Consider the following 15,539-nt stretch of genomic DNA (forward strand, 5'->3'; position numbering starts at 1 on the left):
GGTTGAAAGCACCGGTCTTGAAAACCGGCATACGTTAATAGCGTATCTAGGGTTCAAATCCCTATCTCTCCGCCACTATTAAGAAGCCTCGCTAGAAATAGCGAGGCTTTTTTCATTTCCGCACATCTTTATTACTCTATCTATGCTTGCCAAAAATCAATTCCATATGCGATCTACTTTTCGACAAAGTAATATTGGGATCGGTATTGGTTGTGACGTTTTGATTTTTGCTAAGAAGTGCAGTTGCCTCTAAAGCTGTTCATCCTCATCACTGCATGCTGTCCCGATAAGGTTGTTGGAGATGCTTTGTTAAGGTGTTTGAACCATCTATTGCCTTATCGTTCTCTTAAAGCACTACCATTGCTTCTCTAGCCCCTTTTACCGGATAGACCGAACAAATAAGCATACTAAAATAGCCACTGTTTCACTGATGTATCTTTTTGTTTTGCTCAGTCTAGCGATGCGTGTGCTCTATTGCCTAAATCTAGCTACGTCTTAAAACCATACATCAACAGGCTAAAGTTACGTATTCCTGCATCTTTTAAAATTGTTTTTGGATTCTGCTGGAATGACAGGATCAGAGTAGTCAAAAGAGAAGAGTGAAAGTGAAACGATAGTGAGTTGCTAGGAAGTTGGAAATTACTTGGGAACCAATGAATTTGATAAACATATTGATGTAAGGACTGAAGGGTTAATAGCAGGCAATAAAAAAGCCGACAGGTAAGCTGTCGGCTTGGTTAGGTCATCTTAAGTTAGTCATTCTGTACGAGCGTGAGAGCTTTACGAGAGACTTCGTGAGCAGCTTTGGTTAGATTTTGCTTCTCTAGTGTGTCTGCTAGGAATGCATAGTCAGAGACGTCAGAGCGAAGCTTTAAGGCGATCTCAAAGTGATCCTGGGCTTCTTGCCACTTCTCTTGACGGAAATAGAAGTGCGCTAATGCGCTATGGGCAGCGGCGTTATCCGGTTCTTTCTTCACTACTCCCTCTAAGAAGACCACGACAGGGTGGGTATCTGGCAGGTTTAGATCTGGCAGAAGTTGATAAAGCTCTGGGGCAGGTTGTTTTTTTAATGCTTCTTTTAGCACGGTAAAGGCTTCTGCATCAGCTTTTCGTGTGATGAGTTCTCGAGCAAAACAGGCAACGAGGTTTGTGTCTTGTTTCACTTTACGTGAGAGACTATTCCAATGGGAGATTAGCCCTTCGCTACCTTGTTGTTGCGCTACTTCATGGAGTAAGCCGCACTGCGCCTTTTGAATCAGCTCTGCATGTTCTTCTTCCGTGATGAGTTTTGCTTTGGTTAGTTGTGGCAAGAGGTCAATAAGAGGTTGCCACAACTTTAGCTGCATGTACGTTGTTTTCAGCAAGTTCAATACAATAGAGTTACTCGCATACTGACTTTTTAACGATTGCAAGGTATCGAAAGCGGACTCGAACTCGTTGTCGCGGATAAATTGTTTCGCTCGAGTCAGTTCTACTGCGAGATGGGCGTTCTCTTGTTGGCTCGCTAGCGCTAGATAGTGATCTCGTTTTGCTTTATCACCTTGGCCTTGTGCGGCTTCAGACGCAACCAAGTAGCAAAGCAGCGGCATATCGTGATGATTTGCCCAGCGAGTTACTTTCTTCTCAGCACCTTTCCAGTCACCTTCTAGAAGTTTAATAATGCCTTCATTGGTGTATCGGCGGGAATGGCGCATTTTGCGAACACTGAAGTAGTTCCATGTTGTAGAACTAGCATAAACTAACTTCTTAATCAGGTACTCAAGCAGAAAAAGACCTGCGAGTGCAGCGATAACGAAAACCACTAATGTCGTTACGCTCATCTCGATCGTTTTCTCGGCAATGGAGATGAGTACATAGCCTTGCTGACCAGAAAACTGGGTGCCAACAAATAGTCCTGCGCCTAGTACAACAAATAGGAAAATAAGACGAAACATTACTTATCCTCCATGCCTGTCATCGTTGTGACTTCACGACGTAGGCGTTCACGGATGACATCTGATAGTTGAGACTGACTTTGCAGTTTTGTTGGGTATTCCACTTGAATATTTTGCTGACTTAGCAGGTTAACCGTTTTGTTGAACTCTTTAACGGAATTATCGTCTTGGTTGAAGAAAGCTAATGCCCATTTGTCGGCTGTTTTTAGAGATGTGGTGTAAATTTCACCTTGTTCTTGGTACACCGCTTTTATTGCCGTTTCCAATTTGGCTTTGATGTTTTCTTTCAGGTAAAAGTGTTGCTCAGGAGAAAGCAGTGGAATGACGTTACCATCGCGCGTGCGGAAGGTAATGAAGTTTTCTGAAAAGTCCTTCAAAGAGGTCATTAAGTTATCTTGCCAGTTTGCGATATCTTCAGATACTTCAGTGTTTTCTACGGCTTCAGCTTCAGGTAGCAGTGCATTGGCGAGAGGGAGCTTGTCTACTTGCTGTTGCAGGGCAGTTAAGCGTAGTACCAATCCATCACGGTCAATTAGCGGGATAGTGCGAAGTTTGGTGATATCGTTCGCCATTGCTTTACGTAGTTTGACGAGACTAGGGTCATTCAGCGCTGCAATGCGTTGGTCTGCACTTTCCATCAGTTGAGTTGCGCTTTCTACGTCATGCTCTAAGAACAGTTTACGGCCGGCTAATTTGACGAGGTAATCGGCTTCCGCTAATAGCCAGTCGTTTGGTCGACGACCTTTCACATCGGCAACGGCGAGCTGTAAGCTTTCAATGCTCTTCTGTTGCTGTCCCAGTACCACTTCCGCTTTGTGTGTCACGGTCGTTGCTTTCTCGATGGTTTCTTCTTGTACCCGGCTGAGCTCTTGCTTCATGGAGGCTTGAGAGCTTTCTAGCTGACTTTTTAGTTGGGCGATCTGCGCTTGGTAATCGGCTTGCTGTTGATGCAGCTTGTACGCGAGGCCACCGCCAAAAATAATCGACAAGATGATAGCGACCGTGCCTAGTTTGACACCGCGTTTGCCTTGTTTTTCTTCAAACTCGATTTTGGTTGGTTCTGCTGTTTTTGGGGGCTCGGCCGCTTGTGGTTGCTCTTTTTTAAGGTCCGCATCCTGCTGCGATGTGGTTTTTTCGACTAGCGGTGCCGATGAGGTTTCTTCGGAAAGGTTTTTATCGTTATTTTTTTGGTCGTTATTTTTACTTGTCATGCCTATATCCTGTGTAGCTAGGGCTGGAGAGCCGCCAGTAATTCTTGGTTAGATGCGCTTCCCGTGCATCTCACGCGAGTGAACCCCCTTTGAATTGCGATGTCAGCGATACGCTGACTGGGGATATACAACTCTTGTTGATTAAGCCAAGTCAATTGCTCCGACGTCAATTGGCTGCACAAATAATCCAGTTGTTCACCACTGGTGACAATAATCTGGTTAATTTGTAGGTTTTTCCATAGTGAGATACAGCTTACTGGATCGAATGGGATGAATTCTCTCTTGTAAGTCTCACTATAGTGAACTTTTGCGCCACGCCTCACCAATGCATCTTTGATCAGCTCTCTTCCGCCGTTACCACGAAGGATAAGAACTTGTTGTTGTGCCACATTGTTGAGCTCTGGCAGTCGCAATAAGTGTTCACTATCACTGACTTGGGGATAGTGTACTTTCTGTTGGGTACATTTGCTTAAATAGTGTGCTGTTTTTTGACCAACGGCAAGGTAAATAGCTTGTTTCGGCCATGACATCCCGTTGCTGGCTAAGATTTGCTGTGCACATTGCACTGCATGTCGACTAACAGCGATAACAATTTGAGCTTGATGTAGATGTTTAGAGAGGTGCGTGTCCGTGAGATCGGCGACAATGTCGATCAGAGGATGGTGATATGCGGAAATGCCGTGCCTTTCGAGCAGAGAGCAAAGCGCGCTGCCTTGCTCTCCCGGCCGAGTGACCAACACTGCCATGGTTATTCGTGATCTGCGTACAGCTTAGTTAGGATTTCACGAGCGCCGTTATCTAGCAGCTCATTGGCTAGCTGCACTCCTAATGCTTCGCCATCTTTACGATGGCCACGAATTTCACCACGAACAATTTCGCTGCCATCTGGTTCGCCAACTAATGCGCGTAGCCAAATGTTGTCGCCGTCTAGTAGGGCATAGCTGCCGATAGGTACCTGACAGCCGCCTTCTAGGGTCAGATTCATTGCGCGCTCACACAAAACGCGGTCTACGGTGTCTTGGTGGTTAAGTGGCTCAAGCAGCTTAAGCAGTCTTTCATCGTCAAGGCGGCACTCAATACCGACAGCACCTTGGCCTACCGCTGGTAGTGATTGCTCTGGTTCGATAAAGCTACGAATGCGCTCTTCAAGCTTCAATCGTTTAAGGCCAGCCGCAGCAAGAATGATTGCATCATACTCACCCGCATCTAACTTACCAAGGCGAGTGCCCACATTACCGCGAAGCTCTTTGATGATGATGTCCGGACGATATTCTTTCAGTTGGCATTGACGGCGCAAACTGCAAGTACCAACCACGGCACCTTGAGGGAGCTCATCAATGTGGCTATAGGTATTAGAGACGAAGGCATCACGAGGATCTTCACGCTCACAAATGGTCACGAGGCCAAGGCCTTCTGGGAAATCGACGGGTACGTCTTTCATTGAGTGAACGGCGAGGTCTGCACGTCCTTCTAGCATCGCGATTTCAAGCTCTTTTACGAACAAGCCTTTGCCGCCAACTTTTGCTAGTGGTGTATCTAAAATCACGTCACCTTTGGTCACCATGGTTACTAACTCGACTTCCAAGCCTGGGTGAGCGGCTTGAAGGGCGTCTTTAACAAAGTAAGCTTGCCATAAAGCAAGAGGGCTTTTTCGAGTTGCAATGCGAATCGGTGTGGATTGTGTCATGATCTTCTCAATGCTGTTTGGATTTGGGTTTATCCTACCATTCTCATCAAGAAATGCTTACTGTTAGTTCGTTATCTCTGAAGGCTATGAATGGAATTACATGACGTTATGAAAATAGTGTGACTGGATTCTCAATTAGACTAAGGACTATTATTAGTAATAGGTAATAAGAGCGACACTACCGCGCGATTAATTTTGTGACTAAAGTATGGTTTTGTATCCGGAGTGATACACGGGCGTGAAGCTTTACCCGCACCAATAAAAGTGTTAAATTGATCACGTTTTTAAGCCGTTTTGGTTTAAAACGTCAGCAGATTTTCGTGATTGTTCAACCAAGGAATTCCCCTTGCAGGCTTACACCCAAAAAATCATCCAGCGACTAGATAATTTGAATCAGCAGCGAGTTGATCGCGCGTTGGCGCTTATGGATTCGCAAAGCCAGCAAGTCTTCCACTTGATTCCTGCCTTGTTGAACTACAACCATCCTGTAATTCCTGGCTATTATGATGCCGATGTCCCGTTTGGTGTGCATGGGCTTGAACTAAATAGCATTCAGCAACAATTCATAGATGATATTCAACTTGCCATTGGTCAGCCGCTCAAGACGGTAGAAAAGCCCGCTATATTGGGTTTGTACACCATGGGCAGTACCTCCTCGATTGGTCAAAGTACTTCCAGTGATTTGGATATTTGGGTGTGTATTTCACCAGAGATGGATTGTGACGAACGCGAGTTATTGACCAATAAATGCCTACTCATCACGGATTGGGCACAAAGCAAAGGCGTGGAAGCGAACTTTTTCTTAATGGATAAAGAGCGCTTTAGAAGCAATCATTCTGAGGAGATGACAGGTGATAACTGTGGTTCATCTCAGCACTTACTTTTGTTAGATGAATTCTATCGTAGTGCGGTGCGTATTGCCGGACAGCGTTTGTTATGGCAAATCGTGCCGCCAGAAATGGAAGAGTGTTACGACGAGTACGTTTCTCAATTGTGCAGTGATGGTTACATCGATTGTAGTGAATGGATCGACTTTGGTAAATTGAACTGCATTCCTGCTGAAGAATACTTCGGTTCGAACTTGTGGCAGTTATACAAAAGCATCGACTCTCCCTACAAATCGGTATTAAAAGCCATCTTGCTAGAAGCTTACTCGTGGGAATACCCGCATACTCAATTGTTAAGCATCGACACTAAACGTCGTTTCTTTGCCCATGAGCCTGATCTCTATGGCATGGATGCGTACTACTTAATGTTGGAAAAAGTAACCCGTTACTTAGAGCGAATTCAAGACGATACACGTTTGGATTTGGTGCGTCGCTGTTTCTATCTCAAAACCCATGAAAAATTATCTCGTGAGCCGAATGTTGGCTCAGTAGCTTGGCGCCGTGAAGCGCTGAGCGATATGATTGCAAAATGGAATTGGGATGCAAGTGTCGTTGCAGAGCTCGATGACCGCCGTAATTGGAAGGTTGAACAAGTGAAGGTGGTACATCATGCATTGCTGGATGCGTTGATGCAAAGCTACCGTAACTTGATTCAATTTGCGCGTCGTAACGACATCACTTCTGCTATCAGTCCGCAAGACATCAGTATTTTGGCCCGTAAACTCTACGCTGCTTTTGAAGTATTGCCGGGCAAAGTAACGTTACTAAACCCACAGATTTCACCTGATCTGCACGAGCCTGACTTGAGCTTTATCGAAGTGAAAAAAGGGGGAGTGAACAAGTCTGGTTGGTACCTCTATAAACAACCGCTTATTGCGCACCGCATTTTGGGGCAACCATATCTAGAGCATCATGAATACTTGAGTAAGTTGGTTGCTTGGGCATTCTTCAATGGCTTGATCACTGAATCGACTCGTTTACATGCCGTGGTACGTGAAGCGCAGCTAGATATTGATAAGTTTTACCAAATGGTGAGTGACTTACGAAATACTTTTGCGTTGCGTAAGCGTCGTCCATCTATGCAGGCGCTAGCGAGTCCTTGTGAAATAAGCCAGCTTGCGATGTTCATCAACTTTGAAAATGATCCGACGTCTGAACTTTCTGGTCGTTCGTTGAAAGTGGATGTTAAGAACACCGATATTTTTAGCTTTGGTCCAGAACATAAAAATTTAGTCGGCAGTGTTGACCTTGTTTACCGTAACTCTTGGCATGAAGTGCGTACGCTGCATTTCAAAGGGGAAACGGCGATGCTGGATGCACTGAAAACCATTTTGGGCAAAATGCACCAAGATGCGTTGCCACCAGAATCAGTGGATGTGTTCTGCTATGCGAAGAACATGCGTGGTGTGATGCGTAATATGGTTTACCAGCTTTTAGCTGAATGTATCGACTTACGCTTGAAACCAGTAGAGCAAGAGAAACGTCGCCGCTTTAAAGCGATGCGTCTTGGTAACCAGACTTATGGGTTGTTCTTTGAACGTCGTGGTGTGTCGGTGCAGAAGCTAGAAAATTCCATCGATTTCTACCGCAGCATTTCTACTAACAAACTCAAAGGCTCGCCGCTGTTAATGCTCGATCGTGAGCAAGAATATCAAATGCCGGAAGCGGTGGATGGGTTTGCCAGTGAAGGTCTGGTGCAGTTCTTCTTTGAAGATAACGAAGATGGCTTCAATATTTATGTGTTGGATGAGTCAAATCAAGTGGAAGTGTATCACCAATTTAGCGGCTCTAAAGATGAAATGATTTCGTCTGTAAACAGCTTCTACACGTCGGTAAAAGACGATAGTCGCGTCGCGTCTAAGTTTATTAACTTTAACCTGCCTCAGTACTATCAAATTATTCACCCTGAAGAGGGGAATGCGTATATCATTCCTTACCGTAATGACGGTTGTTCACCGAGTCGCCCGACCAAAACTGTGAACGCGTAATTAAACCCGTATCAATAAACAAAAAGAGCACTTCGGTGCTCTTTTTGTTTTGGTGACGATTGACCAGAATTATGCCCAATCAATGGCTTCGCCCGCGTGCTTTTCACATTCTTGCTTCACCATTTCAAATAGCTCCATACCCGTTTTTGAGCAGGTCCATTTACCTTCAATAAGTTTGAAGTGGAAACCACCAGATTTGGACGCTAGCCAGATCTCATGCATCGGCTCTTGGCGATTAATGATGATTTGGCTGCGGTCTTCAAATTCCAATGTCATTACGTTGCCAGTGACTTCGTAATCAATGTCTGCGCCTGAATCATCGATGGATTCTTCGATGATTTGCATCTGCGCATCCACCAGTTGATGAAATTCAGTATCGTTCATCCGTCTATCCTATTGCTTTTCCTGAGTGTGGTGCGATTATAGGGGGCATTGATTCAATAATCACGATATGCGAAATGAAAAAATTAGTTACTGTGTTGTTTGTGATGGTTGCCGCGACCTTAGCGGGGTGTGGTCAGTCTGGCTCACTATACATTCCAGATGACACTCAACAGAATGAGCAATCACAATAAATAACCGCACCTTAGGGTGAAATTAGGGTTCAGCAGTCGAATAAAATAAGGGAAGCGAATTTTGGATTACTTCAACTATCAGGATGATGGCCAGCTTTGGGCCGAAGACGTCCCACTTCAAGCTCTTGCAGAGCAATATGGCACTCCTCTTTACGTATATTCTCGAGCCACGCTAGAGCGCCATTGGAAGGCGTTTGATAGTGCTGTGGGTCAGCATCCTCACCTGGTTTGCTACGCGGTGAAAGCCAACTCAAACTTAGGCGTATTGAACACGCTAGCGCGTTTGGGATCGGGTTTTGATATCGTGTCGGGTGGTGAACTTGAGCGTGTGATTGCCGCAGGCGGTGATCCGAAAAAAGTCGTTTTCTCTGGTGTTGGTAAAACACCGGCAGAGATGAAGCGCGCTCTTGAGCTAGGTATCAAATGTTTCAACGTTGAATCTGAGCCAGAGCTAGAACGTTTGAACAAGGTTGCGGGTGAGCTTGGTGTGATTGCGCCAATTTCTCTTCGTATCAATCCAGATGTCGACGCGAAAACACACCCTTACATTTCGACTGGTCTTCGCGACAATAAATTCGGCATTGCGTTTGATCGTGCGCCAGATGTTTATAAATTCGCGCAAAGCCTGCCGAACTTGAATGTGCAAGGCATCGACTGCCACATTGGTTCTCAGCTGACCAATATAGACCCATTTATCGACGCGACAGACCGTTTATTAGCCCTGATTGATGATTTAAAAGCGCAAGGCATTAACATTCGTCACCTTGATGTCGGCGGTGGTTTGGGTGTGGTCTATCGTGATGAATTACCACCTCAGCCTTCTGATTACGCCAAAGCGTTACTTGGTCGTCTTGAAAATCACCAAGACTTGGAGCTGATCTTTGAGCCAGGCCGTGCAATTGCTGCGAACGCAGGTATCTTGCTAACGCGTGTTGAGTTTTTAAAACATACTGAGCATAAAAACTTTGCGATTATCGACGCTGCAATGAACGACTTGATGCGTCCTGCGCTATACCAAGCATGGCAAGATATTGTGCCAGTTTCACCGCGAAAGGGTGAAGCTCAGACTTACGACTTGGTTGGTCCTATTTGTGAAACCGGCGACTTCTTGGGTAAAGATCGCGCACTCGTTTTGCAAGAAGGTGATCTACTCGCGGTTCGTTCAGCAGGTGCCTATGGTTTTGTGATGTCTTCGAACTACAATACTCGTACCCGAGCAGCAGAAGTGATGGTGGACGGTAAACAAAGCCACTTAGTTCGCCAGCGTGAGGAGCTGACCAGTTTGTGGCAGCTGGAACAGATTCTACCGGAGTAACACACAACAAATGCATTTCCACTTTTCCAAAATGCACGGTTTGGGCAACGACTTCATGGTCGTCGACTGTATCACCCAGAACGTGTTTTTCTCGCAAGACCTGATCCGCCGCTTGGCGGATCGTCATACTGGCGTTGGTTTTGACCAATTGCTTGTGGTAGAGGCCCCTTACGACCCTGAAACCGACTTCCATTATCGGATTTTTAATGCCGATGGTAGTGAAGTTGAACAGTGTGGTAACGGTGCACGCTGTTTTGCCCGCTTTGTTCGCTTGAAGGGGCTGACCAATAAATACAGCATCAGCGTGAGCACCAAGAAAGGAAAGATGATTCTCAACATCGAAGATGATGGGGAAGTGACGGTCAACATGGGCGTGCCAGAGTTTGAACCGAACAAAATTCCTTTCAAAGCGAAGCAAAAAGAGAAAACTTACATCATGCGAGCAGGCGACAATACCTTGTTTTGTGGTGCTGTGAGCATGGGTAACCCGCACGTAGTGACCGTGGTCGACGATGTGGATACGGCAGAAGTGGAAACTCTCGGTCCGCTGCTTGAGTCGCATGAGCGTTTCCCAGAGCGTGTCAACGCTGGCTTTATGCAGGTGATGAGTCGTGACCATATTCGTCTTCGAGTTTACGAGCGAGGCGCAGGAGAGACACAAGCTTGTGGTAGTGGTGCATGCGCGGCAGTCGCGGTTGGGATTCTGCAGGGCTTGTTGGATGAAAACGTTAAGGTTTCTCTACCTGGTGGTGAATTGCGAATTGCATGGCAAGGCCCTGGCAAGCCGTTGTTTATGACCGGACCTACAACGCATGTATTTGATGGTCAATTGTCTTGCTAGTTGAAGAAAAAGGAAACGGTTTGTCTCAAGTAGAAGCAGATGCCTTAACGGCTGAAGTAGTGGCCGAGTACCTCAAAGATCATCCAGACTTTTTTGTGCAACGTCCGGAGCTTGTGGATCGTTTATCTTTCCCACACTCAGACTTAGGCGCGGTATCTTTGGTACACATCCAAATGAATCGCCAACGTCAGCGCATTGAAGAGTTAGAGGAAGAGATCACTACACTAATGTCGCTTGCGGCGAACAATGATCGCACCTTTTACGAATTTATGGATTTGCAGGGGCAGATTCTAAAGTGTGGTGACTTTAAACAAGTCATTCATTCTATCGAAGAGAAAGCCAAAGCATTGGGCTTACGTGCGTTTGTTCGATTGTTTAGTCAATGCGACGCATCGATTCAATTGAGTAAGGAAAGTTATCAACGCTTTGCGACCACTCACTTAAATGGCAAAGATGCGTACTTAGGACGTCTTCGCAAAGTGGATCGTGAAGCTTTGTTTGGCAACATGGAAGTGCCGGAAATGGGGTCCTATGTGGTACTGCCGCTCGTGAAACAGCAAACTCTGGGCGTGCTTGCTTTTTCTAGTGAAGATGGCGGCCATTTTCAGCCAGATATGGATACCTTGTTTTTGCGTCACCTATCATTAGTAGTGGCACATCTCGCTCAAACACTGGTATGGCAAAGTTACGATGACGACAACTCCCAACACTCCTCTGCCAAATAGTCTGCAAAAGCCTCTTGAGCGCTTCTATGAATTCTTACGAAGCGAAAAGGGGCTTAGCCTACATACTCAGCGCAATTACAAACAGCAGCTAGAAACTATGGCGCAGCACTTAGCTGAAATGGGGCTCAAAGATTGGTCTCAAGTGGATGCTGGTTGGGTGCGCCAATTAGCAGGTAAGGGCATGCGAGAAGGCATGAAAGCCAGCAGTTTGGCAACGCGACTCTCATCGCTGCGTAGCTTTTTCGATTTCCTTATTCTGCGTGGCGAGATGTCGGCTAACCCAGCCAAAGGGGTTTCAGCACCTCGCAAAAAACGCCCGTTGCCCAAAAACCTCGATGTTGACGAAGTGAGCCAATTACTTGAAGTCAACGAGGACGACCCGTTGGCTGTGCGCGATCGCGCCATGATGGAGCTGATGTATGGCGCCGGCTTACGTTTGGCTGAACTGGTGGGTGTGGATGTACGTGACGTACAACTGCGTAGTGGTGAGCTTCGTGTTATTGGTAAAGGCGATAAAGAACGTAAAGTGCCGTTCTCTGGGATGGCAACCGAGTGGGTTGGGAAGTGGCTACGCGTTCGTGGTGATTTAGCCGCTCCAGGTGAGCCCGCCTTGTTTGTATCTAAGCTCGGAACGCGTATTTCGCATCGTAGCGTGCAAAAGCGCATGGCTGAATGGGGGCAGAAACAGTCTGTCGCAAGCCATATTAGTCCGCATAAATTGCGTCACTCATTTGCGACACATATGCTCGAATCAAGCAATAACTTACGTGCGGTGCAGGAGCTTTTAGGGCACGAGAACATTTCGACGACCCAAATCTACACGCACTTGGATTTCCAACATTTGGCGCAAGCCTACGACCAAGCCCACCCACGCGCACGCAAAAAGAACGGGGAGTGAGCCGAAGTATGAAATTTTATCGCCGTATCGAGCCTATTAAGGCAATGACCTTTGACCTAGATGATACCCTCTATGACAACTATCCTGTGATCGTTCGCATGGAGCGTGAGTTGCTATCTTGGCTCAAGCACCATCATCCAGCGGTTGCTCATATGAACAAAGCGGATTGGTTTGCTCTCAAACAGCGAGTTGTGCAGCAACAACCCGAGCTGAAGAGCGATGTCACTTTATGGCGTTTAGTGCAACTTCAGCAAGCCTTCTCCCAAGTAGGCTACGACGAAGACGCAGCACATGCCGCCGCGAAAGCCGCAGTAGACGTTGCGTTGGACTGGCGTAACCGTTTTGAAGTGCCGCAGCAAAGCCTCGATGTACTGGAGGAACTCGCGCAGCACATCCCGTTGGTGGCAATCACCAACGGTAATGTGGATTTAGACCGCATCGGTCTTACGCCTTATTTCCAACAGGTACTTAAAGCAGGACCAGATGGATTGGCGAAACCCGCAACCGATATGTTTACTAAAGCGAAGCGATTCTTGGATATTCCTGCGGAGAATATTCTGCATGTCGGTGATCATCTAACCACGGATGTGCATGGTGCAAAGTTGGCTGGTTTTGCAGCCTGTTGGTTTAATGATATGAATAAAAATGTCATTAACCATTCAAAAACACGTACTTTACCTGATATTGAAATCAATAGTTTGCAGCCGTTACTCACACTTTTTTAATTGCTTTCGCATTAATCCATTCTAATCTCATTTTGTGTCTAGAAAAGCAGCTCAAAGCCACGTAAATTATTCTCTATTAAATAAAAATAGTAACGCCACACGTCGTGGTGAAGATAGTGTTACGGCAGTGGTAGGTCCATGCGAGCTTTTTCAAAACTGGTTCACGATGTCAGTCAACTGAATGACTTTTTAGTCACTTTTCCGACTTCCTCAGATAAACAATATTTAGTACAAATATTGTCGACGCAATCGCGCGAATTTACGACCACACTTGCAGACGCCGTTTTGTCGTCGCTGCCGAATGCTCATGTTATGGGGCATAGTACGCGTAATGTAATTCTGGAAGGGGAGATATTTACCTCTGGTTGCCTAGTGAGTGTGATTGAATTTGAGCAAACCACGCTGACTTCTGCGGTACAAACATACTCTTACTCCCCTGACATTGATGGCGGGGAGCTCAAGCGCTCTCTTCTAATGCAGCATAATTCACAGGTGATCCTCAGCTTTGCTGTGCAAATTGAACGACGTGACTATCCCTTGTTTCAAACCTTCGCCAGTGAAGAAGTAGTGATTTCTGGAGGGTTGGCGCAGAGTATTGACGATGGCTGCTGGGTGCTATATCAAAACCGAGTTTACGATAACGCTGTGGTTGCCGTAGCTTTGCACAGTGATACTTTGAAGCTATGGACTAATGCGTATTCGGAATGGAACCCGATTGGCATGCCACACAAAGTCACTCATGCAAAAGGAACGCGCTTGTATTGTTTAGGTGAGAAGAAAGCGCTGGAAGTATACAAGCGTTACTTGGCGGATGGCCATGACGTGACGCTGAGTCAACTGCTCAGCTTTCCTTTGTATCGAGAAAGCTTAGGGCGAAAGGAAGTTTGTACGGTAACGGAGCTACACGCTGATGGCAGTATGAGCTTCGACAGGCCCTGGTGTCTTGGTGACGAAGTGCAATTTTGCTATAACCATCCCTCGTTAACGCTCGAGCAAGTGCGGCATGGTGTGGTTGAGTTAGCCATGCACCAACCTGAAGTCGTGATGATTTTTAACTGCGCGTCACGGTTAGACTTTATTGACAGCAGCGACGAAGTCCAAGCCTTCAAAGATATTGCGACGACGTTTGGTAGTTACTGTATGGGGGAACTGCATGGTGGTATTGGTCAGCCCGAAATTCTTCATCACAGCCTGACGTATTTAGCGATGCGAGAGGGAGACGAAGTGCAAACATTGAACTTGCCTAAGTCGCCCGTTAGCTCCTCTATTTCACCGTTGTTTAGCTTGATTCGAAATGCGATCGGCGATCTCAACCATATGAACGCGCATATGGGATATCAACTCGATCGCCAAACGCGCAAGTTACAAGAAAGCTATCGACGCGACAGTCGCACGGGATTACAAAACCGGGTCGCATTACAAGAGCGGCTGAGTAACATCGATTTGGATGAGCATTTGTTGACTCTAAAGCTACTTAACTTTAGTCATATCAACGAAAAATACGGCTACCGAGTGGGAGATCAATTACTCAAAGATCTCTCAATGCACTTTACGAATCGACTACGAAAGCGTTTCGGCATGCCAACGGCTTTGCAGCTTTATAGTATTGGGGTTGGTGAATGGGCGTTCATATTTAAAGCTGATCAAAGCAGCGAGACCATCAAACAGCACTTTACGCGTTTTGCTGACGCGGTAGAACAAACTAATTTTGAGCCAATTGGCCTACGTGAAATAGATTATCTTTCTATCTCGCTATGCGGCGGCTTAGTGAGTCGTCGAGATTTTCCATCCGCTTCAGTAGATGAGCTCTTACTCAAAGGCATCGAAGCGAGGCGCTCCGGTGTACGCAGTAATACCCATATCTGTAATGCGAAAGATATTGAAGTCAGTGAGGATGTGCGTAAAGAGCAACTTGGATGGCTAAGTTGCGTCAGTAGAGCCATTCTCAAACAGAATATCATCACTTATAGCCAACCTATTGTGCATGCGGGTAGCCACAAATTGGCAAGCCAAGAATGTTTGGTTCGTATTCTGGAAGCCGATGGAACGGTGATTGCGCCAGGGCGTTTTCTGCCAATTATCTCTGATACACATCTTTACACTCGACTAAGTCGGCACATGATTCATTCTACGTTGCATTATATGCGAGATAAGCAAGGTGACTTTTCTATAAACTTATCGCCGCAAGATTTGCTCAGTGATAAAACTTTAATGCTTTTAGAGCATGAAATTAGCCAGCTAAATGACCCAAGGCGAATTGGTTTAGAAGTGCTGGAATCTGAGCAGATCAAAGACTACGGCCGAATGATAGAAGTGTGCAGTCATTTTAGAAGCTTAGGGGCGCGTATCATTGTTGATGACTTTGGGTCCGGCTATTCGAATATCGATGAAATCCTAAAGTTGGAGCCAGAAGTCATAAAGCTCGATGGCAGCTTGATTCGTGATATTGATAAAGACTTAAAACAGCGCAAGATCGCTTCCCAGTTGGTGCGTTTGTGCCAGGTGTTTAACGCGGAGACGGTGGCGGAGTTCGTCCACAATCAGGAGGTGTGCACCATTGCACAAGACATGGGGGTGGATTATTTGCAGGGTTACTATCTTGGCGAGCCGACTCGACTGTTTTAATGATGTTTCACGTGAAACTTCTTGTCGTAAAAAACGCAGCGTAGGCTGCGTTTTTTGTTTTCAGCCCTAAACCACCTACTTCAGTAGGTGGTTATCATCCGTTTCGGCTTTGCCTGTAAAACTACTCA

Annotated in this window: 13 protein-coding genes; 8 read left to right on the forward strand and 5 right to left on the reverse strand. The window is 46.1% G+C overall.

Going from position 1 to position 15,539, the window contains the following annotated elements; translation table 11 throughout:
• Nucleotides 1-752: 752 nt before the first annotated feature.
• From R8O70_RS24170 to hemC, 4 genes are read right to left on the reverse strand one after another with little or no spacing between them, the layout of a single operon-like run.
• Nucleotides 753-1,934, reverse strand: coding sequence for a heme biosynthesis protein HemY (locus R8O70_RS24170; protein WP_136977226.1), 1,182 nt, complete (start codon nt 1,932-1,934; stop codon nt 753-755).
• Complete coding sequence (locus R8O70_RS24175; protein WP_054577266.1) at nt 1,934-3,145, reverse strand: uroporphyrinogen-III C-methyltransferase; 1,212 nt, start codon at nt 3,143-3,145, stop codon at nt 1,934-1,936. The genes R8O70_RS24170 and R8O70_RS24175 overlap by 1 nt, the downstream gene beginning before the upstream one ends.
• Before the next feature lie 17 nt (nt 3,146-3,162).
• The gene (locus tag R8O70_RS24180; RefSeq protein ID WP_053350816.1) at nt 3,163-3,891 is read right to left on the reverse strand and encodes a uroporphyrinogen-III synthase; all 729 of its coding nucleotides are present in this window, start codon (nt 3,889-3,891) and stop codon (nt 3,163-3,165) included.
• A gap of 2 nt (nt 3,892-3,893) precedes the next feature.
• Nucleotides 3,894-4,832 (reverse strand): hydroxymethylbilane synthase, encoded by a 939-nt coding sequence (gene hemC / locus R8O70_RS24185; RefSeq protein ID WP_005383388.1) that lies wholly within the window; start codon nt 4,830-4,832, stop codon nt 3,894-3,896.
• 346 nt (nt 4,833-5,178) lie between these two features.
• Here hemC and R8O70_RS24190 point away from each other — a divergent pair, with 346 nt between their 5' ends.
• Complete coding sequence (locus tag R8O70_RS24190) at nt 5,179-7,707, forward strand: class I adenylate cyclase (protein WP_053350817.1); 2,529 nt, start codon at nt 5,179-5,181, stop codon at nt 7,705-7,707.
• A 69-nt stretch (nt 7,708-7,776) separates the two neighbouring features.
• Here the strand turns inward: R8O70_RS24190 and cyaY are convergent, their stop codons facing one another.
• On the reverse strand, nt 7,777-8,091 hold the full coding sequence (gene cyaY / locus R8O70_RS24195) for an iron donor protein CyaY (RefSeq protein WP_005383391.1): 315 nt from the start codon (nt 8,089-8,091) through the stop codon (nt 7,777-7,779).
• Nucleotides 8,092-8,165: 74 nt separating this feature from the next.
• Between cyaY and lptM the strand changes: the two genes are divergently transcribed.
• The 7 genes from lptM to R8O70_RS24230 all read left to right on the forward strand — a co-directional run bounded on the left by lptM (nt 8,166) and on the right by R8O70_RS24230 (nt 15,411).
• On the forward strand, nt 8,166-8,282 hold the full coding sequence (gene lptM / locus R8O70_RS26510) for an LPS translocon maturation chaperone LptM (protein WP_005378746.1): 117 nt from the start codon (nt 8,166-8,168) through the stop codon (nt 8,280-8,282).
• Nucleotides 8,283-8,343: 61 nt separating this feature from the next.
• Nucleotides 8,344-9,597 carry a diaminopimelate decarboxylase gene (gene lysA / locus R8O70_RS24205; protein WP_005378745.1) on the forward strand — a complete coding sequence of 418 codons (1,254 nt, stop codon included), beginning with the start codon at nt 8,344-8,346 and terminating at the stop codon, nt 9,595-9,597.
• 10 nt (nt 9,598-9,607) lie between these two features.
• Nucleotides 9,608-10,438 carry a diaminopimelate epimerase gene (gene dapF, locus R8O70_RS24210; RefSeq protein ID WP_005378744.1) on the forward strand — a complete coding sequence of 277 codons (831 nt, stop codon included), beginning with the start codon at nt 9,608-9,610 and terminating at the stop codon, nt 10,436-10,438.
• Nucleotides 10,432-11,163 carry a DUF484 family protein gene (locus R8O70_RS24215; protein ID WP_005383398.1) on the forward strand — a complete coding sequence of 244 codons (732 nt, stop codon included), beginning with the start codon at nt 10,432-10,434 and terminating at the stop codon, nt 11,161-11,163. Before dapF ends, R8O70_RS24215 begins: the two co-directional genes overlap by 7 nt.
• A complete protein-coding gene (gene xerC, locus R8O70_RS24220) occupies nt 11,129-12,061 on the forward strand; it encodes a tyrosine recombinase XerC (protein ID WP_005378742.1) in 933 nt (310 codons plus the stop codon). The genes R8O70_RS24215 and xerC overlap by 35 nt, the downstream gene beginning before the upstream one ends.
• A gap of 8 nt (nt 12,062-12,069) precedes the next feature.
• Nucleotides 12,070-12,786, forward strand: coding sequence for a 5-amino-6-(5-phospho-D-ribitylamino)uracil phosphatase YigB (gene yigB / locus R8O70_RS24225; protein WP_053350826.1), 717 nt, complete (start codon nt 12,070-12,072; stop codon nt 12,784-12,786).
• Between the two features lie 138 nt (nt 12,787-12,924).
• Entirely contained in the window at nt 12,925-15,411 is a 2,487-nt protein-coding gene (locus tag R8O70_RS24230; RefSeq protein ID WP_104979846.1) for an EAL domain-containing protein, read from the forward strand.
• The last annotated feature ends 128 nt before the right edge of the window (nt 15,412-15,539 follow it).

The organism is Vibrio sp. 779(2023), assembly GCF_033344285.1.
Taxonomy (GTDB): domain Bacteria; phylum Pseudomonadota; class Gammaproteobacteria; order Enterobacterales; family Vibrionaceae; genus Vibrio; species Vibrio alginolyticus.

What these genes read in the sequence shown, in the direction of transcription:
- R8O70_RS24170 (WP_136977226.1), bottom strand. Translation starts at nt 1,934, where the DNA reads ATGTTTCGTCTTATTTTCCTATTTGTTGTACTAGGCGCAGGACTATTT.
- R8O70_RS24175 (WP_054577266.1), bottom strand. Translation starts at nt 3,145, where the DNA reads ATGACAAGTAAAAATAACGACCAAAAAAATAACGATAAAAACCTTTCC.
- R8O70_RS24180 (WP_053350816.1), bottom strand. Translation starts at nt 3,891, where the DNA reads ATGGCAGTGTTGGTCACTCGGCCGGGAGAGCAAGGCAGCGCGCTTTGC.
- hemC (WP_005383388.1), bottom strand. Translation starts at nt 4,832, where the DNA reads ATGACACAATCCACACCGATTCGCATTGCAACTCGAAAAAGCCCTCTT.
- cyaY (WP_005383391.1), bottom strand. Translation starts at nt 8,091, where the DNA reads ATGAACGATACTGAATTTCATCAACTGGTGGATGCGCAGATGCAAATC.
- lptM (WP_005378746.1), top strand. Translation starts at nt 8,166, where the DNA reads ATGAAAAAATTAGTTACTGTGTTGTTTGTGATGGTTGCCGCGACCTTA.
- dapF (WP_005378744.1), top strand. Translation starts at nt 9,608, where the DNA reads ATGCATTTCCACTTTTCCAAAATGCACGGTTTGGGCAACGACTTCATG.
- xerC (WP_005378742.1), top strand. Translation starts at nt 11,129, where the DNA reads ATGACGACAACTCCCAACACTCCTCTGCCAAATAGTCTGCAAAAGCCT.
- yigB (WP_053350826.1), top strand. Translation starts at nt 12,070, where the DNA reads ATGAAATTTTATCGCCGTATCGAGCCTATTAAGGCAATGACCTTTGAC.
- R8O70_RS24230 (WP_104979846.1), top strand. Translation starts at nt 12,925, where the DNA reads ATGCGAGCTTTTTCAAAACTGGTTCACGATGTCAGTCAACTGAATGAC.